The 26,238-nt window shown below is 74.9% G+C and carries 23 protein-coding genes; 15 read left to right on the forward strand and 8 right to left on the reverse strand.

The window, feature by feature from the left end:
- Positions 1–83: 83 nt before the first annotated feature.
- The gene (locus tag AB0O09_RS05335; protein ID WP_363540293.1) at positions 84–2,315 is read right to left on the reverse strand and encodes an MMPL family transporter; all 2,232 of its coding nucleotides are present in this window, start codon (positions 2,313–2,315) and stop codon (positions 84–86) included.
- A gap of 312 nt (positions 2,316–2,627) precedes the next feature.
- Here AB0O09_RS05335 and AB0O09_RS05340 point away from each other — a divergent pair, with 312 nt between their 5' ends.
- Both AB0O09_RS05340 and AB0O09_RS05345 read left to right on the forward strand, forming a co-directional pair.
- Entirely contained in the window at positions 2,628–3,755 is a 1,128-nt protein-coding gene (locus tag AB0O09_RS05340; protein ID WP_363540294.1) for an alpha/beta hydrolase-fold protein, read from the forward strand.
- 107 nt (positions 3,756–3,862) lie between these two features.
- Entirely contained in the window at positions 3,863–6,163 is a 2,301-nt protein-coding gene (locus AB0O09_RS05345) for a glycosyltransferase family 39 protein (RefSeq protein WP_363540295.1), read from the forward strand.
- A 217-nt stretch (positions 6,164–6,380) separates the two neighbouring features.
- On the opposite strand, the gene AB0O09_RS05350 is transcribed toward AB0O09_RS05345, so the two are convergent.
- Together AB0O09_RS05350 and moaA are read right to left on the reverse strand one after the other, a co-directional pair.
- A complete protein-coding gene (locus AB0O09_RS05350) occupies positions 6,381–7,124 on the reverse strand; it encodes an HNH endonuclease family protein (protein ID WP_363540296.1) in 744 nt (247 codons plus the stop codon).
- A gap of 95 nt (positions 7,125–7,219) precedes the next feature.
- Positions 7,220–8,260, reverse strand: a complete 1,041-nt coding sequence (moaA, locus tag AB0O09_RS05355; RefSeq protein WP_363540297.1) for a GTP 3',8-cyclase MoaA — start codon at positions 8,258–8,260, stop codon at positions 7,220–7,222.
- 131 nt (positions 8,261–8,391) lie between these two features.
- Between moaA and AB0O09_RS05360 the strand changes: the two genes are divergently transcribed.
- The 5 genes from AB0O09_RS05360 (at position 8,392) to AB0O09_RS05380 (ending at position 13,132) form a co-directional block, all read left to right on the forward strand.
- The gene (locus tag AB0O09_RS05360) at positions 8,392–8,994 is read left to right on the forward strand and encodes a nucleotidyltransferase family protein (RefSeq protein ID WP_363540298.1); all 603 of its coding nucleotides are present in this window, start codon (positions 8,392–8,394) and stop codon (positions 8,992–8,994) included.
- A gap of 203 nt (positions 8,995–9,197) precedes the next feature.
- Positions 9,198–10,016, forward strand: a complete 819-nt coding sequence (locus tag AB0O09_RS05365; protein WP_363540299.1) for a hypothetical protein — start codon at positions 9,198–9,200, stop codon at positions 10,014–10,016.
- Positions 10,017–10,165: 149 nt separating this feature from the next.
- Positions 10,166–10,966 (forward strand): hypothetical protein, encoded by an 801-nt coding sequence (locus AB0O09_RS05370; RefSeq protein WP_363540300.1) that lies wholly within the window; start codon positions 10,166–10,168, stop codon positions 10,964–10,966.
- Between the two features lie 220 nt (positions 10,967–11,186).
- Complete coding sequence (locus tag AB0O09_RS05375; RefSeq protein WP_363540301.1) at positions 11,187–11,993, forward strand: (2Fe-2S)-binding protein; 807 nt, start codon at positions 11,187–11,189, stop codon at positions 11,991–11,993.
- 131 nt (positions 11,994–12,124) lie between these two features.
- Positions 12,125–13,132 (forward strand): DUF2637 domain-containing protein, encoded by a 1,008-nt coding sequence (locus AB0O09_RS05380; protein ID WP_363540302.1) that lies wholly within the window; start codon positions 12,125–12,127, stop codon positions 13,130–13,132.
- A gap of 37 nt (positions 13,133–13,169) precedes the next feature.
- Here the strand turns inward: AB0O09_RS05380 and AB0O09_RS05385 are convergent, their stop codons facing one another.
- Positions 13,170–15,395: a SpoIIE family protein phosphatase gene (locus tag AB0O09_RS05385; protein ID WP_363540303.1), complete on the reverse strand. Its 2,226-nt coding sequence runs from the start codon at positions 15,393–15,395 to the stop codon at positions 13,170–13,172.
- A 232-nt stretch (positions 15,396–15,627) separates the two neighbouring features.
- Positions 15,628–16,149 carry an ATP-binding protein gene (locus AB0O09_RS05390; protein WP_363540304.1) on the reverse strand — a complete coding sequence of 174 codons (522 nt, stop codon included), beginning with the start codon at positions 16,147–16,149 and terminating at the stop codon, positions 15,628–15,630.
- A 519-nt stretch (positions 16,150–16,668) separates the two neighbouring features.
- Between AB0O09_RS05390 and AB0O09_RS05395 the strand changes: the two genes are divergently transcribed.
- Genes AB0O09_RS05395 through AB0O09_RS05405 form a run of 3 tightly spaced genes read left to right on the forward strand, consistent with a single transcriptional unit; the run spans position 16,669 to position 20,167 of the window.
- Positions 16,669–17,379: an urease subunit gamma gene (locus AB0O09_RS05395; RefSeq protein WP_363540305.1), complete on the forward strand. Its 711-nt coding sequence runs from the start codon at positions 16,669–16,671 to the stop codon at positions 17,377–17,379.
- A 5-nt stretch (positions 17,380–17,384) separates the two neighbouring features.
- Positions 17,385–19,100, forward strand: a complete 1,716-nt coding sequence (locus tag AB0O09_RS05400) for an urease subunit alpha (protein WP_363540412.1) — start codon at positions 17,385–17,387, stop codon at positions 19,098–19,100.
- Positions 19,101–19,129: 29 nt separating this feature from the next.
- Positions 19,130–20,167 carry an agmatine deiminase family protein gene (locus AB0O09_RS05405; protein WP_363540306.1) on the forward strand — a complete coding sequence of 346 codons (1,038 nt, stop codon included), beginning with the start codon at positions 19,130–19,132 and terminating at the stop codon, positions 20,165–20,167.
- Positions 20,168–20,292: 125 nt separating this feature from the next.
- Here AB0O09_RS05405 and AB0O09_RS05410 read toward each other — a convergent pair whose 3' ends face one another.
- Together AB0O09_RS05410 and AB0O09_RS05415 are read right to left on the reverse strand one after the other, a co-directional pair.
- The gene (locus AB0O09_RS05410) at positions 20,293–20,499 is read right to left on the reverse strand and encodes a hypothetical protein (RefSeq protein WP_363540307.1); all 207 of its coding nucleotides are present in this window, start codon (positions 20,497–20,499) and stop codon (positions 20,293–20,295) included.
- The gene (locus tag AB0O09_RS05415) at positions 20,493–20,735 is read right to left on the reverse strand and encodes a hypothetical protein (RefSeq protein ID WP_363540308.1); all 243 of its coding nucleotides are present in this window, start codon (positions 20,733–20,735) and stop codon (positions 20,493–20,495) included. The genes AB0O09_RS05410 and AB0O09_RS05415 overlap by 7 nt, the downstream gene beginning before the upstream one ends.
- 96 nt (positions 20,736–20,831) lie before the next feature.
- On the opposite strand from AB0O09_RS05415, the gene AB0O09_RS05420 reads away from it, so the two are divergent.
- The 5 genes from AB0O09_RS05420 to AB0O09_RS05440 all read left to right on the forward strand — a co-directional run bounded on the left by AB0O09_RS05420 (position 20,832) and on the right by AB0O09_RS05440 (position 24,081).
- On the forward strand, positions 20,832–21,623 hold the full coding sequence (locus AB0O09_RS05420; RefSeq protein ID WP_363540309.1) for a GntR family transcriptional regulator: 792 nt from the start codon (positions 20,832–20,834) through the stop codon (positions 21,621–21,623).
- A 232-nt stretch (positions 21,624–21,855) separates the two neighbouring features.
- Complete coding sequence (locus AB0O09_RS05425) at positions 21,856–22,245, forward strand: tyrosinase cofactor (RefSeq protein WP_363540310.1); 390 nt, start codon at positions 21,856–21,858, stop codon at positions 22,243–22,245.
- A 51-nt stretch (positions 22,246–22,296) separates the two neighbouring features.
- Positions 22,297–23,124 (forward strand): tyrosinase family protein, encoded by an 828-nt coding sequence (locus AB0O09_RS05430; RefSeq protein ID WP_363540311.1) that lies wholly within the window; start codon positions 22,297–22,299, stop codon positions 23,122–23,124.
- Positions 23,125–23,226: 102 nt separating this feature from the next.
- Entirely contained in the window at positions 23,227–23,388 is a 162-nt protein-coding gene (locus tag AB0O09_RS05435) for a hypothetical protein (RefSeq protein WP_363540312.1), read from the forward strand.
- Positions 23,389–23,454: 66 nt separating this feature from the next.
- On the forward strand, positions 23,455–24,081 hold the full coding sequence (locus AB0O09_RS05440; protein ID WP_363540313.1) for a TetR/AcrR family transcriptional regulator: 627 nt from the start codon (positions 23,455–23,457) through the stop codon (positions 24,079–24,081).
- 30 nt (positions 24,082–24,111) lie between these two features.
- On the opposite strand, the gene AB0O09_RS05445 is transcribed toward AB0O09_RS05440, so the two are convergent.
- On the reverse strand, positions 24,112–26,130 hold the full coding sequence (locus AB0O09_RS05445) for a hypothetical protein (RefSeq protein ID WP_363540314.1): 2,019 nt from the start codon (positions 26,128–26,130) through the stop codon (positions 24,112–24,114).
- Positions 26,131–26,238: the final 108 nt, after the last annotated feature.

Consider the following 26,238-nt stretch of genomic DNA (forward strand, 5'->3'; position numbering starts at 1 on the left):
CTCCCCCGCACCTGACGGTCCGCCGCACGGCTGCCGCCGCACCGGGACACCGGTGCGGCGGCCGCGCCGTGCGCGTGCGCGGCTCAGGCCTCGTCGCCCTCCGGGTTGATGTGCGGCAGGATCTTGTCCAGCCAGCGGGGCGTCCACCAGGCGTGCGGGCCGAGCAGCGTGAGCACCGCCGGCACCATCAGCAGCCGGACGACGGTGGCGTCGATCAGCACGCTCACCGCCAGGCCCAGGCCCAGCATCTTCACCACGATGTTGTCGCTCAGGATGAACGCCGCGAAGACGCTCACCATGATCAGCGCGGCACAGGTGATCACCCGGGCGGTGATCTCCAGCGCGTGCGCCACGCTGCCCTTGGCGTCCCCGGTGCGCGTCCAGTTCTCGTGCACCCGCGACAGCAGGAAGACCTCGTAGTCCATGCTCAGGCCGAAGACGATGGCGAACATCATCATCGGCACGTAGCTCTCGATCGGCACCGTGCCCGACACCCCGAGCGCCGGACCGCCCCAGCCCCACTGGAAGACCGCCACCACCACGCCGTACGAGGCCGCGATCGACAGCAGGTTCAGCACCGCCGCCTTGACCGCCACCAGCAGGCCGCGGAAGACCGCCAGGATGATCAGGAAGGCCAGGCCCACCACCACCGCGATGATCGCCGGCAGCCGGCTGGCGACGATGTCGCGGAAGTCCACCTGGGCGGCGGTCGTGCCCGTCACGTAGGTGATCGCCGGGGTGTTCGCCACGGCCTTCGGCAGCGTGGTGTCCTGCAGGTCGTTGACCAGCTGGGTGGTCTTCTCGTCCTGCGGCTGCTGGGCCGGGATCACCGTGGAGGTGAGCACGTCGTTGTCGCTGGACGGCACGAACGGGCCGATGCTCGCGATGTTCGGGGTGCCGGCCAGGGCCTGCTGGACGGAGGTGACCACCGCCTGCTGGTTCGCCGCCGGCACGTTCGTCTGGTCGATCACCACCGTCAGCGGGCCGTTGGAGCCCGGACCGAACGCGGCCGACATCAGGTCGAAGGCCTGCTTGTCGGTGAAGGACGGCGGGTCCGCGCCGTCGTCGATGTGCCCGAGCTGGATCGAGAACAGCGGGATCGCCAGCACGCACACCACGACCACGCCGGAGACCAGGAACCGCCACGGGTGGCGCTCCACCACCTGCGCGTACCGGTGCCAGGTGCCGGTGACCTCCTCGCCCGGCGCGGCGTTGCTCTCGGCGACCGGCTTGCGCACGTGCCAGCGGTCGATCGCCCGGCCGATGATGCCGAGCATCGCCGGCAGCAGGGTCAGCGCACCGGCGACCGCCGTCACCACGGTGACGCCCGCGGCCAGGCCCAGCTTGGAGATGAAGCTGACCCCGGAGACCGACAGGCCCGCCAGCGCGATGATCACCGTGCAGCCGGAGACCAGCACCGCCCGGCCCGCGGTGGACACCGCGTGCCCGGCCGAGCCCGCCGGGTCCGCGCCGTCCATCAACCCCTGCCGGTAGCGGGTCAGCAGGAACAGCGCGTAGTCGATGCCGACGCCCAGGCCGATCATGGTGGCCAGGGTCGGCGACACGGTCGCGAAGGTCGTCACCGCGGCGAGCAGACCGAGGCAGCCGAGGCCGACGATCACCGCGATCAGCGCGTTGATCAGCGGCAGACCCGCCGCGATCACGCTGCCGAAGCCGATCAGCAGCACCACGATCGCCACCGCGAAGCCGATCGCCTCGCTGCTGCGGTCGTCCGCCTTCGGCCGGGCCGCCTCGCCGAGCGGTCCGCCGTACTCCACCTGCACCCCGGCCTGGCGCAGCGGCGCGACCGCGTCGTCCACCTTGGTCAGGTAGTCGCTGCCGTAGGTGCTCGGGTTGGCGTCGGTCTTGAAGGTGATGAAGGCGGTCAGCCCGTCCGTGGAGAGCGGGCCGTTCGGGGTCTGGGTGGTCGGCTGGCCGGGCTGCGGCAGGGGGTTCTGCACCGACAGCACGTTCGGCAGCTGCTGCAGGTTGGCGACCGCCTGGTTGATCTGGCCGGAGAAGCCGGTCAGCGCCTGGGCGTCGTGCAGCACGATCTGCGAGCCGACGCCGCCCGCCGCCGGGTTGTGCGCCCGCAGCACGTCGAGGCCCTTCTGGGCCTGGCTGCTGGAGATGTTGAAGTCGTCCGAGAAGGTGCCGCCGACCGCCCGGTCGGCGGCCTGGATGGCGCCGAGGCCGACCAGCCAGGCGATCAGGACGAGGACGCCGTGCCGGGCGCACCAGGCGCCGAGCCGGTGCAGCACCCCGGGTCTGCGGGTCCGTTGCGCGGTGGCGGTGCTCGGCGGCGATGACGGCATGCGCCCTCCCGGGGGTCGGCACGGCCGGGGACGATCGGCGGTGCGTGGGGCTGTCGGGTGCCGGCACACCGGGGCGTCCGGCGGTGCGAAAGGTGATCAGCTGTTGACGGTCGGTGACGAGCGTAGGCAGCCGACGGGCCGCCGGACGGGCCGACACACCGCCCCGTCCCCCGGACGCCAGCGCGCCCCGGTCCGGGCGCGGCATCCGGCGACCATCCGTCAGGTCCACTGCCACGCGGGCCGTCCGTGCACATTCTTGACACCGCCTGGGGGCGTTCTGAGTGCTTTCTGGCAGTCCTCTACGATCAACGCGTGTTGAGCCTGACCGGACTGCCGCTGCGCGTCCTCGCCGTCGTCCTCGCCGTGGCCGCCTTCGCCGCCACCATGTGGCTCTGGCCGAAGCTGGCCGGCCGCGGCTGGAAGTCCTGGCTCGGCAGGTTCGGCGCGTTCTTCGGCACCCAGCTCGCCGTGTTCGCGGCGATCGGCCTGATCGCCAACGCCTACTTCGGCTTCTACACCACCTGGGGCGACCTGCTCGGCACCGACGGCAAGCCGGGCACCGTCGTCGACCACGAACCCGGCGGCCGCGCCGTGTCGGTCCTGGGGCAGCAGAAGATGTACTCCTCGCAGGGCTCCGCCCAGGACCGCTCCGGGGTGATCGAACAGGTCCGCATCCGCGGCGCCGCCTCCCGCCTCACCGGCACCCCCGCCTACGTCTACCTGCCGCCGCAGTACTTCCAACCCGCCTACGCGCACAGCCGCTTCCCGATGGCGCTGGTGCTCTCCGGCTACCCCGGCTCCGCGGAGAAGCTGATCTCGCTGCTGGAGTACCCGGACTCCACGCTGAAGGCGATCCAGGCCGGACAGCTGCCGCCCACCGTGCTGGTGATGATGCGGCCCACCCTGGGCGGCAACCGGGACACCGAGTGCATGGACGTCCCCGGCGGCCCGCAGGTGGAGACCTTCTTCACCGAGGACCTGCCGCGCGCGATGGCCGGCACCTACCGCATCCTCGACCGGCCCGAGGCCCGGGCCGCCGTCGGCGACTCCACCGGCGGCTACTGCGCCCTGAAGTTCGCCCTGCGCAAGCCCGACTCGTACCGCTCGGCGATCTCGCTCTCCGGCTACTACAGCGCCCCGACCGACCCGACCACCGGCGACCTGTTCGGTGGCAAGCCGCACCTGAAGCAGGAGAACGACCTGCTGTGGCGGCTGCGGACGCAGCCCGCCGCGCCGGTCTCGCTGCTGCTCGCCACCAGCTACGACGAGCACAACTACGGCGCCACCCAGAAGATGGTCGGCGCCTTCAAGGCGCCGACCAGGATGTCCACCATCACCCTGGACACCGGCGGCCACAACTTCCGGACCTGGACGCGGGAGATCCCGCCCGCCCTGGAGTGGCTCGGCCGCCGCCTGGCACCGCCCGCGCCCGCCGGCTGACGCACCGACGGCCCCGCCGGGACCGTCCCCCGGGGCCGAAGAAGATCACACCGGGCTCATAGGCCGCTCTCATCGGGCTCTCAGCCTGCGCCGCCAGCGTATCCCCCATGACCACGACCAGTTCCGTACCTCCGACCAGCGAACCGTGGCCCGAGGCCGCGAACTACCCGCCGCCGGCGCCCGCCGACCGGCAGGCCACGGTCGAACCGCTCTTCCCGCCGGCCGAGCTGCCGCCGCGCGGCCCCAAGGGGCCCGGGTCGTGGGCCGGCCGGCTGCGGACCCTGCCGGCCCGCGCCTGGCGCGGCCGCGCGGACGACCCGCGCTGGGTCCGGCCGGCGTTCCTGGCGCTGCTCGCCGCGACCGCCGCCCTCTACTTCTGGAACCTGACCGCCTCCGGGTGGGCGAACTCCTTCTACTCGGCCGCCGTCCAGGCCGGCTCGCAGAGCTGGAAGGCCTTCTTCTACGGCTCCTCCGACGCGGCGAACTTCATCACCGTCGACAAGCCGCCGATGTCGCTGTGGCCGATGGCCCTCTCGGTGCGGCTGTTCGGCCTGAGCTCCGGCAGCATCCTCGCACCGCAGGTGCTGATGGCCGTGGCGACCGTCGCCACCGTGTACGCCACCGTGCGCCGCCGCTTCTCCCCGGTCGGCGGCCTGGTCGCGGGCGCCGCACTGGCGCTCACCCCGGTCGCGGCCCTGATGTTCCGGTTCAACAACCCGGACGCGCTGCTGGTGCTGCTGCTCACCCTGGCCGCGTACGGCGTCGTCCGGGCGACCGAGACGGCGAGCACCCGCTGGCTGGTGTTCGCCGGCGTGATGTTCGGCTTCGGCTTCCTCACCAAGACCCTCCAGGCCTTCCTGGTGCTGCCGGCCTTCGCGCTGGTCTACCTGGTCACCGCCCCCACCGGCCTCGGCCGCCGGTTCCGGCAGCTGCTGTGGGCCGGCCTCGCCATGGTCGTCGCCGCCGGCTGGTGGGTCGCGATCGTCGAGCTCGTCCCCGCCTCCGCCCGCCCCTACATCGGCGGCTCCCAGGACGACGACTTCCTCTCGGTGACCTTCGGCTACAACGGCTTCGGACGGATCACCGGCAACGAGACCGGCAGCGTCGGCGGCGGCGGCCGCGGCGGCGCCGGCGGCGGCATGTGGGGCGAGACCGGCATCACCCGGCTCTTCGACGGCGACATCGGCGGACAGATCGCCTGGCTGATGCCCGCCGCCCTGATCCTGCTGGTGGTCGGCCTCTGGGCGACCCGCCGCCACCCGCGCACCGACAGCGCCCGGACCGCCTTCCTGGTCTGGGGCGGCTGGCTGGTCTGCACCGCGCTGACCTTCAGCTTCATGTCCGGCATCTTCCACCAGTACTACACGGTGGCCCTCGTCCCCGCGGTCGCCGCCCTCGTCGGCATGGGCGCCGACGGCCTCTGGCGGGCCCGGCACCGGCTGCCGTACGCCGCCCTGCTCGGCGGCACCGTCGCCGTCACCGCGGTCTGGGCGTACGTGCTGCTCGGACGCAGCGCCGACTTCGTGCCGTGGCTGCGGTGGGCCGTGCTGATCGGCGGCCTCGCCGCCGCGGTGGCGCTGCCGCTCGCCGGACGGCTGAGCGGGGCGCTCGGGGCACGGCTGGCCACGGTCGCCGGGATCGCCGCGCTGGCCGCGGCCCTCGGCGGGCCGACCGCCTACGCCCTGCAGACCGTCTCCACCGGGCACAGCGGCTCCATCGTCACGGCCGGCCCGCAGGTCCAGGGCGGCGGCTTCGGCGGCCCGGGCGGCGGCCGGTTCCGGGCGGGCGGCGGCATGGGTTTCCCTCCGGGCACGCAGGGCGGCCAGACCGGCCAGGCCCAGGGTCAGGGCGGCTTCCCCGGCATGAACGGGCAGGGCTTCCCCGGCATGAACGGTCAGAACGGCTTCCCCGGGACGACCGGCCAGAACGGCCAGAACGCCTTCCCGGGCATGAACGGGCAGGGCTTCCCCGGCACCGGGACGGGCGGCGACAGCCGGACCGGACGCGGCGCGGGCGGGCCGGGCGGCATGGGCGGACTGCTCAACGGCGCCCAGGTCAGCAGCGAGCTCTCCGCCCTGCTCAAGCAGGACGCCGACGAGTACACCTGGGTGGCGGCCGCCGTCGGCTCGCAGAACCAGGCCAGCTACCAGCTCGCCACCGGTGAGCCCGTGATGGCCCTGGGCGGCTTCAACGGCACCGACCCCTCGCTGACCCTGGCCCGGTTCCAGCAGTACGTGAAGGAAGGCAAGGTGCACTGGTTCATCGGCGGCGGAGGCTTCGGCGGCGGTGGCGGGGGCGGCATGGGCGGCTCCTCCGACTCCTCGCAGATCACGAGCTGGGTCCAGGAGAACTTCACCGCCAAGACCGTGGGGAACACCACCCTCTACGACCTGACGGCGACCGAGTAGGGAAGGCTCGACAGCAGGGCGAACCCCCCAGGGGCCGCCGGACACGTGGGGCAAGCCACTGGGGGCGCGGGGAACTGCGCGCAGCGGAAGGTACGGACCGTCACCTCCCGCCCGCACAGTGCCCCGCGCCCCTTTTTGCGGGTTCGCCCGCGCCGTCAGGTACGCCGTTCCCGGATTGCGCGGTTCCCCGCGCCCCTTCTCGGGTTCGCGGGACCTGTCAGCTGCACTGGGCGAGCATGGTCTGCTTGTCGGCCGGGGTGACCGGCAGGTCGTACTTGAGGGCGACCTGGGCGAAGCGGACGACGTAGGAGCAGCGGATCTTCGGGTCGGCGGGGAGCCACTCGGAGGGGCCGGAGTCGCCCTTGGCGGAGTTCTGCGGGCCGTCGGCGGGGATCAGGTTGAGCGGGTCGTTGGCGATCTTGACCCGCTTGGCCTTGTCCCACTTCGCGGCGCCCATCTGCCAGTCGTAGGAGAGCGGCATCACGTGGTCGATCTGGATCTTCGTGGCCTGCGCCTTCGTCCACTGCACGTCCTTCCCGGTGTACGGGTCGTGGATGGTCATGGACGTGACGGTGCAGGCGGAGCCGTCCTTGTGCTGGACGGAGCGGCCGTCCCGGGCGAGCAGGTCGTTGCGGGTGTCGCAGTTGTTGTGGCCGAGGGCGGTGCCGTCGACGTTGTCCGTCCAGGCGGGGCCGAACTGGTCGCGGTCGTAGCCGGTCCGGGGGCCGGCCGCGGCGGTGCGGACCTTGCCGATCAGGTCGCGGCCGGCCTTGTGGTCGGCGGCGGAGGTGAGCGGGGCGAGGCCGGGCCTGGTGCCGTCCGGGTTCTGCAGCGGGCTGGTGCCGACGGCGCCGCTCTGGGCGTGGTCCGTGGAGCTGCCGGGGGTACCGGAGGTGCAGGCGGTGAGCAGGAGGGCGGGCAGCAGCAGGGCGGACAGGGCGGTGGCAGGGCGGGCGCGCACGGGTTCTCCCCCGACGGTGTGGCGGTGACGGCGCACCAGCAGAGCAGGGCCCGTCGTACCGGGTCAAGCCGCGGGGGTGGCGGGGACGGGCCGGGTCAGCCGCCGATCGCGGACATCGGGCGGTCGGGGCGGACGAAGCCGGCCGTGTCGATGGCGTGGCCGGGGCCCTTGCGGGCGATGGTGGCCCGCCAGGCGGCCTCGATCCGGTCGTCGTCGGCGCCGCCGCGCAGCAGGGCGCGCAGGTCGGACTCCTCGGTGGCGAAGAGGCAGTTGCGCAGTTGGCCGTCGGCGGTGAGCCGGACGCGGTCGCAGCCGCCGCAGAACGGCCGGGTGACGGAGGCGATGACGCCGACGACGGTGTCGGTGCCGGCGATCCGCCACTCCTCGGCGGGGGCGTTGCCGTGCCGGCCGACCGGGACGAGCTGCCAGCGGCCGCCGAGGTCGGCGAGGATCTCGTCGGCGGTGACCATGCGGGTGCGGTCCCAGGCCCCCTGGGCGTCGAGCGGCATGGATTCGATGAAGCGCATCCGGTAGCCGTGCTCGGCGGCGAAGGCGACGAGGTCGCGGAGTTCGTCGTCGTTGACGCCGCGGACGGGGACGGCGTTGACCTTGACGGGGTCGAGGCCGGCGGCGCGGGCGGCGGCGAGTCCGTCGAGGACGTCGGGGAGCCGGTCGCGGCGGGTGATCTCGGTGTACCGCTCGGGGCGGAGGGTGTCGAGGGAGACGTTGACCCGGTGCAGGCCGGCGGCCTTCAGGTCGGCGGCGGTGCGGGCGAGGCCGATGCCGTTGGTGGTGAGCGAGAGCTCGGGACCGCCGTCCGGGCCGTCGAGGGCGGTGAGGGCGGCGACCAGACCGGGCAGGCCGCGGCGGAGCAGCGGTTCGCCGCCGGTGAGGCGGAGGTTGCGGATGCCGAGGCGGTGGACGGCGATCCCGGCGAGCCGGACGACCTCGTCGTCGGTGAGGAGTTCGGGGCGGGGCAGCCAGTTCAGGCCCTCGGCGGGCATGCAGTAGGTGCAGCGCAGGTTGCAGCGGTCGGTCAGCGAGATCCGCAGGTCGGTGTGGATCCGGCCGTAGCGGTCGACCAGCGGGCCGCCGGGGGGCTGCGCGGTGCCGGGAGCGGTGGAGCGGGGTGCCATGCGCCCAGTACAGGGTGCGGGCGGGGGTCACGGCCAGCGGCGGAAGTTCCGGTGTCCGCCGCTGACCTGCGAGGTCGCCTTGTCGGATCGTCCAACTGCCGTTGCGGCGGCCGGGTCGGGAGACTGGGGGCATGAGTGATCGGCGGATTCCGGCCCTGGTGCTGGCGGCGGGCGGCGGGCGGCGGCTGGGCGGGCGGCCGAAGGCGCTGGTGGAGCACCGCGGGCGGCCGCTGCTGGAGCATGCGCTGGAGGTCGTCCGGGCGGGCGGCTGCGGGCCGGTGGTGGCGGTGCTGGGGGCGGCCCGGGAGGAGGTGCGGGCGCGGGCGCGGACGGGGGACTGCCTGCTGGTCGACAATCCGGCGTGGGAGAGCGGGATGGGATCCTCGTTGCGGGCGGGGCTGGCGGCGCTGCCGGCCGGTGCGCCGGCGGTGCTGGTGATGCTGGTGGACACCCCGGGGGTGACGCCGGAGGCGGTGCGGCGACTGCTGGCGGCGCACCGGGCGGGCGGGCAGCTGGTGGCGGCGGCGTACGGCGGACGGCGCGGGCATCCGGTGCTGATCGGGGCGCGGTACTTCGCGGAGGCGGCGGCCGGGGCCACCGGGGACGCGGGGGCGCGCGCCCTGCTGGCCGCGCACGCCGGGGGGCTCCTCCTGGTGGAGTGCGGCGACGTGGCGGTGCCGGACGACCTGGACACTCCGGAGGACCTGGCCCGCTGGTCCGCGTCCGCCGGATGAACCGGCTTGCGGCGCAGGAACGTTGGCCCCTCGCGTACGCCTCGTTCACCAGCACCCCCGCTGTTCGGCGGGGGCGCCGCCGCCGACGGGTCGTACGCCCCCCGACTCCCCCCGAGGTTTGCCGTAACCCGTTCCACCACCTGCCCGGATCAGCGAAGATGGGGGTGACCTGCCCAGCCGACACCGAACGGACGGTGCCAGCCATGACCGCAGTGCCGCAGCCCGACGACTTCAGCGACCGGGTGCCCGGCCCCGCCCCGTCCGCGGGTGGCACCGCGATCCGCTGCCCGGCCTGCCGGGCCGAGCACGTGTACGAGGCGCCGAGCCTGCCGTGTCCGTGCGGGGCGCAGCTGCGGGTGCCGCTGCTGCGCGGCGGGGTGCCGGTACAGGTGCGCTTCCGCTCCTGGGAGGACTCCTGGTTGAGCATGCGGTGCCCGCACTGCGGCCGCAACGACCAGTGGCCGCAGCCGGAGTACACCTGCAACTGCGGGGCGACGGTGCGGCTGCCGGTGGACCGGGCGCCGCGGCTGCCCTCCGCGGGGGCGGCCGGCCGGCCGGTGGGTGCCCGCCCGTACACCACGGCGGTGCCGCCGGAGCAGCCGGCGTCGCCGTCGGGCCGGCACCGGCTGATGCGGCCGCCGTTCCGTCCGCAGCCGGTCCGCTCGCCCCAGGACGCGCTGCCGGCCGCGGCCCACTACCTGCAGTGGCTGGGCTTCGAGGACCTGGAGCTGACGGACGGCCAGGACCGCGAGGCGGTGACGCTGCTCGGCTCCCGGATGGTGGCCCAGGTGGACACCTGGCCGGACCCGGCGGACGTGAAGGCCGTGGAGTGCCTGTGGATGCAGACGCTGCACAGCGAGGAGATGGCGTCGGCGATGTTCACCCTGGCCGGCTACTCGCACCAGGCGGTGGTCCGCGGCGAACAGTTGCTGGTCGCGCTGTTCACGCTGGACGTGTCGGGCATCCCGCAGCCGGCGAACGGCGCCGCCGAGGCGCTGATGGAGACCGGCTGGACGTCCTGACCCCCGCCGCGGCGGAGGGTGCCACTCCGCAATCCGTGCCGCTCGTGATCTGGTGCACAAGCGCGCCCCCGTGTTGAATTGCGGCCACAGCGCGGCCGTGGGGACGGCCCGCGCCTGTCCTGCCGGATGGCGCACACAAGGAGGTGGCGTTGTCGGAGCACGGAACGGCCCCGGGGGGCGTCGCGGACGCCGTATGGCGGCTGCGGTCGCGCGGATGCTGGCAGGAGGCTGCGGAGTTACTGCGACCGCACGCCGGACGGGATCCGGCCGCCGCGCTGGAGCGGGCCGAACTCCTCATCGAGCAGTGCATGTTCACGGCTGCGAACTGGGCCGAGGCGGAGGCCGCGCTGCGCCTCGCCGAGGCGGGGGCGGCGGCACCCGGACAGCGTGCCGCCGCGGCCTGCGCCCGGGGGTTCCTGGCGTACGTGGCGAGCGTGCTGGGGCGGCGGGACCGGCTGGACGAGGCGCAGGCCGCGCTGGGGCGGACCTCCGCGCTGCTGCCCCCGGACGCGCCGGGCCGCCCGCTGCTGGACTTCCGGCGCGGCCTGGTCGCCGAGAACCTGCTGCACGACCCGGCGGCGGCACGGATCGCCTACCGCCGGGCGCACGACGCGGCGGTGGAGCGCCACGACGACCTGCTCTGCTCCTACACCTGGCGGCACCTGGCCGGGTTGGCGATGGCCGGCGGCGACCGGGAGCGGGCGCGGGAGGGGTTCCGCGCCTCGCTGCGGCTGCGCGAGGAGCTCGGGTTCACGGTGGGGGTGGCGCCGGCCCTGGCCGCCCTCGCGGACGTCGTCGAGCCGGCGGAGGCGGTCCGGTTGCGGGCCGAGGCGGCCCGGCTGGTCCAGGCCCTCGGCGGGGTGCCGGTCTGGCTGGCCGGCCGGTTGCAGGTCCCGCCGCAGGGCGCGGCCCAGGACGGCGCGGTGGTCCGGGCGCCGGGGACGGCCTGAGCGGGGGCGGGTGCGCGGTGCGGTCCGGGCGCACCGCGCGGCCGCTCCCCCGGTGCGCCCGGGCATCGACGGGTCCGATGCCCGACCGGGCGGCCTCGGCAGCGCGGCGGACGTGAGCTAAGGTAAGGCTTACCTGTCCGGGGCGAGCAGTGCCCCGGACGGGGTCCGCCGACGCCGTCCCCGGGCTCCGCCGAGCCCCGTCCGTACCGCTGGGGCCCGCATGACCCTGACCGCCGCCGAGGCCGCCCCGGTGCCGGCCCGCCCCGAACCGCCGCTCGCCGGCACGTACCGCAGACTGACCGGCGCCCATCCCGCCCTGCGCGTCCGGCTGGCGCCGCCGCCCTCCGGCGACGGCTGGGCCCGCGCCGGAGACCTGGCGGCCGACCCGGAGGCCGTCCGCGCCGCGATCGCCTTCGACGCCGAGGCCGGCGAGCGCGACCACGGCACCGCGCTGCGGCCCGACGTGGCGGCGGGGTTCTGCTTCCACCGCTGGGTGTGGCCGGTGGCGCTGGCCGTCACCCTGCCGTGGTTCCTGGAGCGCCGGGTGCCCCGGCTGCCGGTCGGCCGGGTCGCCTTCCACCGGGCGCGCGGCGAACTGACCGTGGAACCGGTCGAGTTGGTCGGCCTGCCGGGCGACCCGCTGGCCACCCAGGGCCTGCTGCGCACCGTGCCGGACGAGGCCGCGCTGCGCGCCGAGCTGCTCGACGCGGTGCACGAGCACGTGGCGCCGATGGTGGCAGCGTTCCGCCCCTGGGTGCGGCGCGGCCCGCGGACCCTCTGGGGCACGGCCACCGACGACGTGGTCGAGGGCCTCTGGTTCCTGGCCGGCCGACTCGGCGAGGAGGAGCGCGCGGTCGCGGAGCTCACCGCCCTGCTGCCCGGCGGCGGACCGGCCCCCTTCGTCGGCGGCGCCGCCTTCCGTCCGGGCGACGGAATGCGTACACGCACTCGGTCCACCTGCTGTCTGTTCTACACCGTTAGCCCGAACGAGCTGTGTTTCACCTGCCCCCGGCAGCAGGAAAGGTGATTGCCATTCGAATATTCGCCGATAATTCCCCCGCACCGGTGCATCGCCGGTAATCCGGCCCTGCGGCACCGGAATTCTCCGCCATCATGGACCAGCCGTCCCTACGCAGGAAAGCGAGGCTGGTTCAGGTCATGAGACTGTCCGACATACCACTGGGCTGGGGCGCGGCGGGCACGGCCCTCCTGGTGGTCGCCGCCGTCCTCGTGGCGTTCGCCCGCAACCGGGCCGCCGCGGCGACGGGCGGGTCCGATTCCTGGGAGCGCTCGGAGGAACGCCGCCGCCGCAAGGAATCCCTGTACGGGGCCGCCTCGTACACCCTGCTCTTCTGCTGCGCCGCGGTCGCCGCGGCGCTGTCCTTCCACGGCCTGGTCGGCTTCGGCGTGCAGAACCTCAACCTCTCCGGGGGCTGGGAGTACCTGGTGCCGTTCGGCCTGGACGGTGCCGCGATGTTCTGCTCGGTGCTCGCCGTCCGCGAGGCCAGCCACGGCGACGCGGCGCTCGGCTCCCGGCTGCTGGTGTGGCTGTTCGCCGGCGCCTCCGCCTGGTTCAACTGGGTGCACGCGCCGCGCGGCCTGGGCCACGCCGGGGCGCCGCAGTTCTTCGCCGGCATGTCGCTCTCGGCTGCCGTGCTCTTCGACCGGGCGCTCAAGCAGACCCGCCGGGCGGCCCTGCGCGAACAGGGCCTGGTGCCCCGTCCGCTGCCGCAGATCCGGATCGTCCGCTGGCTGCGGGCCCCGCGGGAGACGTACGCCGCCTGGTCGCTGATGCTGCTGGAGGGCGTGCGCACCCTGGACGAGGCCGTCGAGGAGGTCCGCGACGACCGCCGGACGGCCGCCGCCGACCGGGAGCGCCGGCGGCTCGCCAGCCGCCGGGAGCGGGCCGAGATCCGCGCCATCGGCCGCCACCACGGGGGCTGGCGCCAGCGTTCCGCCGCCCGGCAGTTGGAGGCGGGCGGCACGGAGCCCGTCATAGCCGTCGACGCCGCACCCGTCGAGGCCCGGCCCGCCCCGCAGCCGGGGCTGCCGGTCCGCCCGGCGCCGCCGAGCGTCGACCTGACCCCGGAGGAGGACACCATGACGCTCCCCCGCCTGGACTCCCTGGAGCAGAAGCTCAAGGACCTGGAGCAGCAGTTCGGCTGATCGGCCGGAGCGTGCCGGGGCGGCCCGCGCCCCGGCCTCAGTACCCCCGGCCGTCCGTCGGGGCGGGGCCCTCGGCGGACAGCTCGAACCACATCCGCTTGCCGGAGCCGCGGGGCTCCACGCCCCAGCCGTCGGCGAGCGCCTCCACCAGCATCAGTCCGCGGCCGGAGGAGGCCTGTTCGCCGGGCGTGCGGCGGGTCGGCCACAGGTCCGACTCGTCCTCGACCTCGACCCGCAGGCGGGCCCGGCCCTGGCCGGGCGCCTGGTAGAGCCGGGCGGTGAACATCGCGTCCCGGTCGGTGTGCCGGATCGCGTTGGTGACCAGCTCGGAGGAGAGCAGTTCGGCGGTGTCGATGAGGTCCGGCACCTGCCAGCGTCTCAGCGCGTCCCGCAGTTCGCCGCGGAGCTCGGAGATCCGGGCGAGGTCGGCCTGGCCGATCCGGCGCCGCAGCTGCTGGGCGGCGCGGCCGCCGGAGGGGCCGTCCCAGCGGAGCAGCAGCAGCGCTATGTCGTCCTCGCGCTCGCTGGAGTCGGCGGCCCGGGCGGCGACCCGGTCGGCCAGCTCCTCCAGCGGTTCGCGGGCGGACTCGTCGCGGGCCGGCAGCGGTGCGGCGACCGCCTCGCAGAGCCGGTCGAAGCCGGTGTCGAGGTCCATGCCGCGGGCCTCGACCAGGCCGTCGGTGCAGAGCAGCACGGTCTCGCCGGGGTCGAGGCTGAACCGGGTGACCCGGTACTCCTCGTCGGGGTCGACGCCGAGCGGCAGGCCGCCGGCGACCGGCAGGACGGAGGCCGAGCCGTCGGCCCGGCGGACCACCGGGTCGAGGTGGCCGGCCCGCACCGCGTAGACCACGCCGTAGTCGACGTTGACCTCGGCGTAGGTGCAGGTGGCGAAGTGGTCGGTGTCCAGGTCGGCGAGGAAGCGGGAGGCGCGGGCCATCACCGCGGCGGGCGGGTGGCCCTCGGCCGCGTAGGCGCGCAGGGCGATCCGCAGCTGGCCCATGATGCCGGCCGCGTGCACGTCGTGGCCCTGGACGTCGCCGATGACCAGGCCCACGTGGCCGCCGGGCAGCGGGACCACGTCGTACCAGTCGCCGCCGATCTGCAGGCCGGAGCCGGCCGCGAGGTAGCGGACGGCGGTGGTGACGCCGGGCACCGAGGGCACGGCGCGCGGCAGCATGACCCGCTGCAGGCTGGCGGCGAGCTCGTGCTCGGCGTCGTGCAGCTGGGCGCGGGCCAGGGACTGGGCGACCAGGCCGCCGAGGGTGGAGAGCAGGGTGCGCTCGTCGGCGTCGAGCTCGCGGTCGTCGTCGAAGCTGACCACGCAGACGCCGATCGCCCGGCCGCTGACGACCAGCGGGAGGAAGGCCCAGGAGCTGCGGCCGGTGCCGGCGCCGAGCTGCTCCCACGCCTCCGGGTAGCGCTCGCGGTACTCGTCGCGGTCGGCGATGAAGACGGGGGTGCGGGTGCGGACGGCGAAGGCCATCGGGTGGTCGGCGGCGAGCGGGGAGCGGTCGTGCCGGGCGATCAGCTCGCTGCGGTAGCCGCTGGCGCCGAGGATGGCGAGCCGGCCGGCCTCCATGGAGGCGAGCACCAGGCCGTCCGGCGGCAGGCCGGGCAGCGGCAGCTCGGTGAAGACGCGGGCGACGTCACGGACGGTGACCGCCTCGGACAGCGCCCGGGCGGCCTCCTTGATGAACCGGGAGCGCTCCTCGCGCAGCGCGGCGAGCTCGCCGGCCTTCTCGCGCTTGTGCAGCTCGACGGTGGCGTCCCAGACGAAGCCGACCATCCGGGAGGGGCGGCCGAAGGCGTCGGCCAGGACCCGGCCGCGGAAGCGCACGGCGTGCATCTCGCCGCCGGGGTGGACGGTGCGGTAGTAGGCGCCGCACTGGCCGAGCTCGGCGACGGCCCGCTCGACCCGGCGGCTGACGACCGGGGCGTCCTCGGGGTGGAGCAGGGCGAGGAAGGCGGCGGAGCTGCGGTCGAAGCGGTCCGGGTCGAGACCCAGGATGTCGCAGGCCCGCTGGTCGCCCTCGAGGATGTCGCGGCGGATGTCCCAGTCGAACGAGCCGATGCCGTTGGCGGCCATCGCCGGCTCGAGCCAGTCGGGGGTGGAGTCGCCGCCGCGGCCGGACAGGCCGCGGCCGGTCGGGGGGACGGGCAGGCCGGCGGTCGCGGTGCGCAGCGCGTGGCCCGCGGCGGTGCGCACCGCCTGGGCCGGTGGGCTCCGGCGCGCGGGCCCCTGCGGCTCGGGCTCTGTCGCCATGTGTCTCCTGCCGCTGCAGGCCGTGCCGTCCGGGGGACGGCACGGCCGGGTCGTGATCGGATTCGGTGTGCCGGCCGGTGGGGCCGGTCGGGAATCGGTTCTTCCCGCCGCACACCGCGCACACATTCTCACTAGCCTGTCGTATGTTCGGCAAGGCGGCAATCCCGGAGCACCGTCCGGGTGTCGCAAAGACGGGGCAAAGATGGGGTCGAGGTGACGGTTCGTACACGTTTCAGGACGGTCCGAGCTCGAACCAGGTGACCTTGCCCTCGCCGCGGAGCTGCACTCCCCAGCCGTCCGCCAGCGCTTCGACCAGCAGCAGTCCGCGGCCCGAGGTGGCGTACTCGCCGGGTGCGCGGCGCCCGGGCAGTCCGGTCGCGGCATCGCGGACTTCGATCCGGAGCAGGCCGTCCGGAGTGAGTTCCGCGTCGAACACCGCGCCGGCCCGGGTGTGCACCAGCGCATTGGTGATCAGTTCCGAGGCGAGCAGCTCCGCGGTGTCGGCCCGCTCCGGCGGTATCCCCCAGCGGTCGAGCACGGCCCGCAGCCGGCGGCGGACGGCGCCGACGGCGCCCAGCTCGGCCGGCTCCAGGACGGCGTGCAGCCGGCGGTGCAGCCCGCAGCCGACCTCCCGCGCCGCGGGCGGGGCGCCGTCGGGCGCGGCCCGCGGCGGCGGCGGACCGCCCGCCCGCACCGGACCGGCGGCGACCTCCGCACCGGACGCACCCGGCTCGGCGGAACCACCGTCCCGCACGGTGCGGCCGCCGGATCCCGTGCGCCCGCCGCCCGGCCCGGCGACCGGAGGCCGCCGGTGCGGAAAACGTGGCTGACCGTCCATCAAAACGCCCCCGCCCTGCTCAGGAACGCCCCACCCGTTCCCCCTCCGGGGGCGTCCAGCCGTCGGAAGTCCTCATGCCCATTCCCAGGGGCCCGCAACAGCCCGGTCCCGGCCACCCGGGGTGAAGCGGGGCTCGGGAGCGGCCGCGTGATCCTCCGGACACGGCCGACGAGGTTTGACGGGGCGCACGGGGCCGTACCCGGCCGCGCCGCGGGCGCCCCCGGCGCACGCCCGCACCACCGCAGGAGCTCCGCCGGAGCCCGGCCGGGCCGCCGCCGGAGCACCACCGGGCCGCCGCCGCCGCGCCGCCGTGCGGAGCACCCGCGGGCAGGCAACGCTGGACACGACGGCCGGGCCCGGGTTCAATGGGGCCCCGATGTTTGAACGCCGTTCTAACACCGTCCACCATCCACCGGCACCCGCGAGCGAGGAACCGTGCGACTGACCCCCACCGAACGGGACCGGCTGCTGATCTTCACAGCAGCCGAACTGGCCCGCGCCCGCCGCGCCCGCGGCGTGAAACTGAACGTGCCCGAGGCCACCGCGCTGATCGCCGACACCGTCTGCGAGGCGGCCCGCGACGGCCGGCGCCTCGCCGAGGCCATCGAGGCCGGACGCTCGGTGCTCTCCGCCGACGACGTGCTGCCCGGCGTGCCCGACGTGGTCACCGTGATCCAGGTGGAGGCGGTCTTCGACGACGGCACCCGGCTCGCCGTGGTCAACGACCCGTTCCGCGGCGCCGGCTCGCTCGGCGACGAGGCGCCCGGCGCCGCCCTGGCCGGGTCCGGCGACGGCTACGACCCCGTCGAGGAGACGGTCGTCCTGCCCGTCCACAACACCGCGGCGGTACCGATCTCGGTCACCTCGCACTTCCACTTCTTCGAGGCCAACCCGCGCCTCGCCTTCGACCGCGCCGCCGCCTACGGCACGCACCTGGCCGTGCCGGCCGGGTCCTCGGTGCGGTTCGACCCCGGGGCCACCGTCGAGGTCGGCCTCGTCCCGATCGGCGGCGCACGGGTCGCGATCGGCTTCGCCGGACTGGTCGACGGGCCGCTGGACGCGCCCGGGGCCAAGGAGGCCGCACTGGAGAAGGCGCGCGCCACCGGCTACCTGACCGGCTTCGACGACGCGGAGGTCGAATCGTGACTTCGATCAGTCCCCACGACTACATCTCCGTGCACGGCGCGCGGGCCGGCGACCGGATCAGGCTCGGCGACAGCGGGCTGATCATCCGGGTCGAGTCCGACTCGCAGGAGCCGGGCAACGAGTTCCTGGCCGGCTTCGGCAAGACCGCCCGCGACGGCCTGCACCTCAAGGCCACCGCGATCCGCGAGACCTGCGACGTGGTGATCAGCAACGTCGTCGTCATCGACGCCGTCCAGGGCATCCGCAAGACCTCGATCGGCATCCGGGACGGCCGGATCGTCTCGATCGGCCGGGCCGGCAACCCCGACACCATGGACGGGGTGGAGGTCGTCGTCTCCACGGGCACCACCATCGTCTCCGGCGAGGGCATGATCGCCACCGCCGGCGCCATCGACACCCACGTCCACCTGCTCTCGCCGCGGATCATGGAGGCCTCGCTGGCCTCCGGCGTCACCACGATCATCGGCCAGGAGTTCGGCCCGGTCTGGGGCGTCGGCGTCAACTCCCCGTGGGCGCTGCGGCACGCCTTCAACGCCTTCGACGCCTGGCCGGTCAACATCGGCTTCCTCGGCCGCGGCTCCTCCTCCGACCCGGCGCCGCTGATCGAGGCGCTCGCCGAGGGCGGCGCCTCCGGCTTCAAGGTGCACGAGGACATGGGCGCGCACACCCGCGCCCTGGACACCGCGCTGCGGGTCGCCGAGGAGTACGACGTCCAGGTCGCGCTGCACACCGACGGCCTGAACGAGTGCCTCTCCGTCGAGGACACCATCAAGGTGCTGGAGGGGCGCACCATCCACGCCTTCCACATCGAGGGCTGCGGCGGCGGACACGTCCCCAACGTGCTGAAGATGGCCGGCGTGGAGAACGTCATCGGCTCCTCCACCAACCCCACCCTGCCCTTCGGCCGGGACGCCCTCGGCGAGCACTTCGGCATGATCGTCTCGGCGCACGACCTCAAGGTCGACCTGCCGGGCGACGCCGCGATGGCCCGCGACCGGATCCGGGCCGGCACGATGGGCGCCGAGGACGTGCTGCACGACCTCGGGGTCATCGGCATCACCTCCTCCGACGCCCAGGGCATGGGCCGGGCCGGCGAGACGGTGCGCCGCACCTTCGCGATGGCCGGCAAGATGAAGGCCGAACTCGGCCCCATGGACGGCGAGGGCTCGTACGGCACCACAGCCGGGGGCGACGACAACGAGCGGGTGCTGCGCTACATCGCCAAGCTCACCGTCAACCCGGCCATCGCGCACGGGCTCTCGCACGAGGTGGGCTCGCTGGAGGTCGGCAAGCTCGCCGACATCGTGCTCTGGCGCGCCGACCACTTCGGCGCCAAGCCGCAGCTGGTCCTCAAGGCCGGCTTCCCCGCGTACGGCGTGGTCGGCGACCCCAACGCGTCCACCGACCGCTGCGAACCGCTCGTGCTGGGGCCGCAGTTCGGCGCGCACGGCGCCACCGCCGCGGACATCTCGGTCGCCTTCGTCTCGCAGGCCGCCGCCGGGGCCTCCTACCTGGACGTCGCCGGCGACCAACTGCCCACCCGCAGGCGCCGGGTGGGTGTCCGGGGCACCCGCGGCATCGGCCCCAAGGACATGGTCCGCAACGCCCGCATCGGCCGCGTCCAGGTGGAGGCCACCACCGGCCTGGTCTCGCTGGACGGCGAACCGCTGCGCTCCGACCCCGCGGACAGCGTCTCGCTCAGCCGCCTCTACTTCCTCTGACCCCCACCACTGCATAGGAACGCACCCTCATGACCACTCCCGCCGAGCTCGGCTTCCGGATGCCCGCCGAATGGCACCCGCACGAGCGCACCTGGATGGCCTTCCCGACCGCCAACCCCACCTTCGACAGCCCCGAGCACCTGCACGCCGGCCGCGAGGCCTGGGCCGCCGTCGCCAACACGATCGTCCGGTACGAGCCGGTGACCCTGGTGGTCAACACCGGCGAGACCGACGAGGCGCGCAAGTACGTCGCCCCCGAGGTGGAGATCGTGGAGCGGCCGCTCGACGACGCCTGGATGCGCGACATCGGCCCGACCTTCCTGGTCGACGGCAAGGGCGCGGTGGCCGCGACGGACTGGATCTTCAACGGCTGGGGCGCGCAGTCCTGGGCCCGCTGGGGCAACGACCAGGACGTCGCCGAGCACATCACCGGCCTCACCGGCGTGCAGCGCTTCGCCTCCCGGCTGATCAACGAGGGCGGCGGCATCCACGTCGACGGCGAGGGCACCGTCCTGGTCACCGACACCGTGCAGCTCGGCGAGGGCCGCAACTCCGACTGGACCCGCGAGGAGGTCGAGGCCGAGCTGCACGCCTTCCTCGGCACCACCAAGGCGATCTGGCTGCCGCGCGGACTCACCCGCGACTACGACGAGTTCGGCACCCGCGGGCACATCGACATCGTCGCCTCCTTCGTCCGCCCCGGCGTGGTCGTCGCCCACGTGCAGCCCGACCCGGCCCACCCGGACCACGAGGTCTGCCGGGAGCTGGTGGCGATCCTGCGGGCCTCCACCGACGCGCAGGGCCGGCCGCTCCAGGTGATCGAACTGCCCGCGCCCACCGTGCTGCTGGACGAGGAGGGCGAGCCGGTCGACTACTCGTACATCAACCACTACGTGGCGAACGGCGCCGTGGTGCTCTGCGCCTTCGACGACCCGCGCGACCAGGAGGCGGCCGCGATCCTCGCCGAGGCCTACCCGGGCCGGACGGTGGAGCTGGTCGACGCCCGCGAGATCTTCGCCAACGGCGGCGGCATCCACTGCATCACCCAGCAGCAGCCGCAGGGCTGACACAGGCTCGGTTTTCGTGCGCCGGGGCCGGCGCGGTACCGCGAGGCGCCGCGCCGGCCCCGGCGTTTGCGCATCCGGGCGCTTCGACCGGACGGATTCACCCGAACGGATTCACCCGAACGGATTCAGCCGCCGGCGGCGCGGGTGAGGACGGCGGTGACGGCGTCCAGGTAGTCGGACCAGCAGTCGCCGGTCGGCGGCGCGCCGGGGCCGCCGCCGTGGCAGCGGGCGCACCGCCCGCAGCGCCGGTAGCGCGGCACCTCGTCGGGCTCGGGCAGGGGTTCGCGGGACTCGCGGGATGCGGGGTCGGGATCGGGGTTCGGCTTCAGCACGGGTCCTCCTGGACCTCGGCCCAGACCACGGTGCGACCGGAGCCGTCACTGGCGCCCCAGCGCGCCACGGACCTCAGGACCCGCAGCACGGCGGCCCACTGCTCGTCGGTGCACCGCTCCGGGATCGTCACGGTGATGCGGACAGCGCCAGGGGCTTTGCCGGTGGTCGTCGCGACCTCTCCGGTGGCCCGTTCGAGGGCTTCGCGCAGGACGTTCGCACGCACGCTGACCTGCACCGCCCCTTCCCTAGCAACAGACTGGAACTGTACTAATAGACTAGTGGGCGGACGGATACTCTGTCACCTCGCGGTCACACAGTGAGAGGACACAGGATGAGTCAGGACAGCTCGCCGCCCCCGTACCTCCGGGTGGCCGAGCAGCTCCGCCAGCGCATCCAGTCCGGCGACCTGGCGCCCGGCGACCTCCTGCCCTCGCTCTCCGAGATCCGCGAGGAGACCGGGTACTCGGGCACCGTCGGCCAGCGCGCCTACGCCGTGCTCGTCGACGAGGGCCTGGTCGTCGCGCGGCCCGGCCGCGGCCACTTCGTCCGCTCACAGGAGGAGCGGCCCCTGCTGGTGCGCCGCCCGCGGGTCGCCGCCGGCGCCGGATCGCCGACCGAGGCCCTGCTCACCGCCCAGGGCGTCCGGGCGAGTTGGGACAGCGAGTCGACCACCGCCCGGGCCGACGCACGGATCGCCGAGCGCCTCGGCATCGCCACGGGCGACCCGGTGATGCACACCGCCTACGTCTACCGCGCCGACGGCGAACCGGTGCAACTGGCCGACTCCTGGGAGCCGATGGCCGTCACCGGCGGCACCCTGGTGGTGCTGCCGGAGGCCGGCCCCTACGCCGGCATCGGCGTCGCCGACCGGATGGCGCTGATCGGGGTCGAGGTCGGCACCCCGGTGGAGCGGGTCACCGCCCGCGGCGCCTCGCGCGCCGAGGCCGCCCTGCTCGGCACCACGCCCGCGGCCCCCGTCCTGGCCGTCGAGCGCACCTACTACGACCGGGCCGCCGGCCGCGCCGTGGAGACGGCCGACATCGTGCTGCTCGGCAGCCGCTGGGCCGCCGAGTACGGCACCCGACCCACCCCCGCGGACGGGTCCGCCGACACGCAGGGCTGATCGGCCGGGGCGGCCGACGCGGCGTCAGCACCCTAGTCGGGCACGGCCGGTGCCGTTCGTTGAGCGTTCACCGGTGTCCGGATTTCGGTCTGCCGACCGGCCCCCGTCGATGGGCGGTTCCGCGGCCTCGCCGCGCCTTGCCAGCATGGGGACCGCGCGGCGGCGCATATGCCACAAGCACGTGCCGCCGCCGACGCGTCGTCAGATCCGCTCCACCAGGGGGGAATCACCCATGTCCGAAGCCGGCCACCACGCCGAGCTGACCCGCCGCCGGATGCTCCAGGGCGCCGGCGTCGCCCTCACCGCCGCCGTCGGCACCGCCGTCCTCGGCCTCGCCGGGCCGACCGGCACCCCGGCCGCCGCGGCCGGACCCGGCGGCCACGACACCTTCGACGAGGTCTACCGCGGCCGCCGCATCCAGGGCCGACCCGCCGCATCCGGCCACCACCACGGCACCGACTACACCGTGCAGATCGACGGCGAGGAACTGCACGTCATGCGCAACGCCGACGGCACGTGGATCAGCGTCGTCAACCACTACCAGCCGCACCAGACCCCGCTCGCGCTCGCCCGCGCCGCCGTGGTCGAGCTGCAGGGCGCCACGCTCGTCCCGATCGTCTGACCGGGCCCGCCCCTCCCCGCACTCACCCACCAGCACCTCCAGGAGGACACCATGGCGGTCCGCAAGAACCAGGCGACCCTCACGGCCAAGGAGAAGCGCGACTTCGTCGACGCCCTGCTCCAGCTCAAGCGGCTCGGCCGCTACGACGCCTACGTCAGCACCCACAACCGCTTCATCGTCGGCGACACCGACAACGGCGAGCGGACGGGCCACCGCTCGCCCTCGTTCCTGCCCTGGCACCGCAAGTTCCTGCTCCAGTTCGAGCAGGACCTGCAGTCCGTCAACCCCTCGGTCACCCTGCCCTACTGGGACTGGACGGCCGACCGCACCGCGACCGCCGGTCTGTGGGCCGACGACCTGCTCGGCGGCAACGGCCGCTCCGGCGACAACCGCGTCACCACCGGCCCGTTCGCCGCCGGCGGCGGCCAGTGGACGATCACCGTCCGCCCCGACAGCCGCGACTACCTGCGCCGTTCGCTCGGCACCGGCGTCGCCCAACTGCCCACCCGGGCCGAGGTGGAGTCCGTCCTCGCCGTCCAGACCTACGACGCCGCCCCGTGGAACAGCTCCTCGGCCGGCTTCCGCAACCAGCTGGAGGGCTGGCGCGGCGTCAACCTGCACAACCGGGTGCACGTCTGGGTCGGCGGCCTGATGGGCACCGGCATGTCCCCCAACGACCCGGTGTTCTGGCTGCACCACTGCTTCATCGACAAGCTGTGGGCCGAGTGGCAGCGCCGCCACCCCCAGCAGGGCTACCTGCCGACCGCCGCCACCGCCAACGTGGTCTCGCTGAACACCGCGATGAAGCCGTGGAACGACACCACCCCGGCCGACATGCTCGACCACACCCGGTACTACACCTACGACTCGGCGTTCTGACCGCCGGTCCGGCCCCGGCCGGACGAGTGATTGTGCAGGACGCGGAGCCCGCCGAACGGTGTCCGGCGGGCTCCGCGCCGTCCCGCACGGTGTCATGAGGGCATGACCACACACTGGCTGATCACCTTCACCGACGAGCTGATGCGCCTCACCGACGACCTCGACCAGGAACAGGCCGCCGACTTCGTCCGCAAGGTGTACGAGGCCGGTCGCGCCGCCGGCCGGCAGGAGGAGGCCGAGGGCCAGGAGCACAGCGGCTGGTGAGACCGCCCACCGGCGCCGGACGGCGAAGCCCTAAGGTGGGGGCCCGACCAGCAGGAGGAACAGGACATGGCCGAGCCGCGGGCACGCCGGGCCGCACGGCCCCGCGAGGAGGTCTTCGCGACCGCCCGGGCCGCGATCGCCGAGCACGGCCTCGACAAGCTCACCATGGCGGGACTCGGCCGTGAACTGCAGATGAGCGCCGGCCACCTCCTCTACTACTTCGGCAGCAAGGACCAGCTGCTGCTGGAGACCCTCCGCTGGAGCGAGGAGCAGCTCGGCGAGCGGCGGCGCGCCGCCCTCGCCCGGCAGGACCTCACCGTCCGGGAGCGGCTCGCCGCCTACGCCGAGCTCTACCTGCCCGAGGGCCCCGGCGATCCCCGCTGGATCCTCTGGGTCGAGGTCTGGGGCCGCTCGCCCGCCAGCGCGGAGATCCGGCAGGGCCAGCTGGAGATCGAGGCCCCGTGGCAGGCCGACCTGGTCGCGCTGATCGAGGAGGGCGTCGCCTCCGGCGCCTTCCGCCGCCCGCCCGCCGAGGACGGCGGTCCCGCCGGGCGGGAGCCGCAGGACCGGGCGCGCCAGATCCGCGCCGTCCTCGACGGCTTCGCCGTCCCGCTGGCCGTCGGCCTGCCGGGCGCCGACCGTGCCGACGCGCTCGCCCAGGTGGCCTCGGTGACCGCCGCCCTGCTGGACTGAGCGACGGCCCGGACCGGCGGTCGGCCGCCGCTACTCCGTCCAGAGCGCGGCGGCGGTGCGGTCGTCGGCGTAGCCCTTGGCCCGCACCTGGACCTGGCGCAGGAAGTCGACGCTGCCCGGCGGGTGCGGGTGGGCCCAGTGGTTGGAGAGGAAGCGCGCCACCGCGGGCTCGTCGGCGATCGGGCCGGCCAGGCCGGCCGTGCAGAGCAGCAGGATGTCGCCGGTGGTGGCGGGCACCATCCGGAACCGGAACGGCTTGGGCGCCGCGGCCGGGGCCGCCGGCTGCGGCTCCCCGTCCGGGTGGTGCAGCAGCCGGGCCGCGTAGGCGTCGATCCAGTGTCCGGAACGCAGCAGGTAGAGCCCGCCGGGGCCGGTGCCGAACGCGGCCCGGTGCCCCGCCTCGCCGTCCAACGGGACGAGCAGGCAGTGCAGTGCGCCGGCCTCCCCGTCGCCGGGCTCCACCGCCGGCTCGCCGGACGGCCGGAGACGGGCCGCCGCACCGACCGTGAGCCGCTGCAGGCCGTAGCGGAGCCGGTCGCGGGCCCCGGCGCGCAGGTCGGCGGCGAGCTCGGCCCGGCTGCGGCCGATCGCCGCGGCCAACTGGCGGGCGGCCTCCGCGGCGGCCGCCGAGCCCGCCGCCGCGTCCGCCGAACGGGCGGGCGAGGCGATCACCGCGAGCAGCAGACCGTCCTCGCCCTCGCCGAACCGGGTCACCAGCAGGGCGTCGCGGCGCGGCTCGCCGCGGAACCGGGCGGAATCGCCCCGGACGGAGGCCGCCCGCAGTATCGCCGGGCCGTACTGGGCGCCCTCCAGGACGGTGTCCGGCACGATCACGTCCAGGTCCGCCGGATCGGCGGCGGGCAGCGCGGTGGGCTCCGGGCTGTACGTCGGGGGCCGCTCCCCCACGTGCGGGACGGGCGGCGCCAGCGGGACCCGCCGCGGGGCCTGACGGGACCGGTCCTCGGCGGGCTCCGCGGCAGCGGCCCCGGCCGGGGCACGGTCGGCCGGAACTGCGGGGGTGAACGGCTCCGCGCGGTCGGCGCCGGTCGGTGCCGCCGGCTTGCGCAGGACCACCGCAGGGCCGGGCTCCGGGGTGGACGGCTGCCCGGCGGGCCGCAGGTCGGCGGCGGACTCGGGCTGCGGCTCGAACCGTGACGCGGGCTCGGGGGCGGACGGGGGTGCGGGGGTCGACTGCGGCTCGGGCTGCGCACCGGACGGTGACGCCGGCTCGGGGGCGGACGAAGGTGCGGGGGCGGCGGGCCGGCGGACCGTCCCCAGGGTCATCGTCGGGTCGGGCTCGGCGTCGTCGACGGGCGCGGCCGCCACGGGGGCGGGATCCGGTGCCGGGCCGGGATCGCGTGCGGGACGGCGGACCGTCCCGAGCCTCATGGTCGGCTCGGGTTCGGGCTCCGCGTCCTCGGCAGCCGGGGCCGGGGAGGGGACGGCTTCCCCGGCGGTGGCCGGTGCGGGCCGCGGGCCGCCGATCACACCTGCGGCCATGTCGAACCAGTCGTCGACGCTCGGCTCGTCGATGCCGGTTCCCTCGGCGGCGGGGCCGGCGACACCGAACTCGTCGAGGAGGGGCTCGTCGACGAGGGGTTCCACCGCGGCGGGGTTCCGCTGCCCGGCGTTCCCCTTCTCCTTCTCCGCGTTCGCGGCCGAGGCCCAGTGCGGCCGGGACGGGGCCCGTCCCGGCGCCGGCCCCGGACCGGGCTCGGCGGCGGGCTCCTGCTCCGCCTTCACCGGCGGCGCCCAGTGCGGCCGGGGCGGGATGGGCGAGGCCTTCGGCGCGGGCGGTGCGGCCTGCGGGGGCGCATCCGGGGCGGCGTCCGGGCCGCCGGCCGAGCCGCCGGTCGGGGATCCGTCCTTCGGGGAGGCGGCGCGCTGGGGGCCGATCATGCCGGACGCGGAGTCGAACCAGTCGTCGACGCTGCCCTCGCCGGCGGCGGCTCCGGGGGCGTCGGGCAGGGTGCCCGCCGGGCCCGCGTAGACCGCCTGCCACCAGCCGTCCTCGGGCCGGTCGTGCGGGGATGCGCCCTGGTTGCTCACGTGGCGGCTCCTCGTGCCGTGTCTGCCGTCTGCCGAGCGGGCCGTGTGCCGGACTCGGCTGGTCATTCTTCCGAAGGAGAACGACGGTGTCCGGCTTTCGGGGACACC

This window comes from Kitasatospora sp. NPDC093679, assembly GCF_040683455.1.
Taxonomy (GTDB): domain Bacteria; phylum Actinomycetota; class Actinomycetes; order Streptomycetales; family Streptomycetaceae; genus Kitasatospora; species Kitasatospora arboriphila.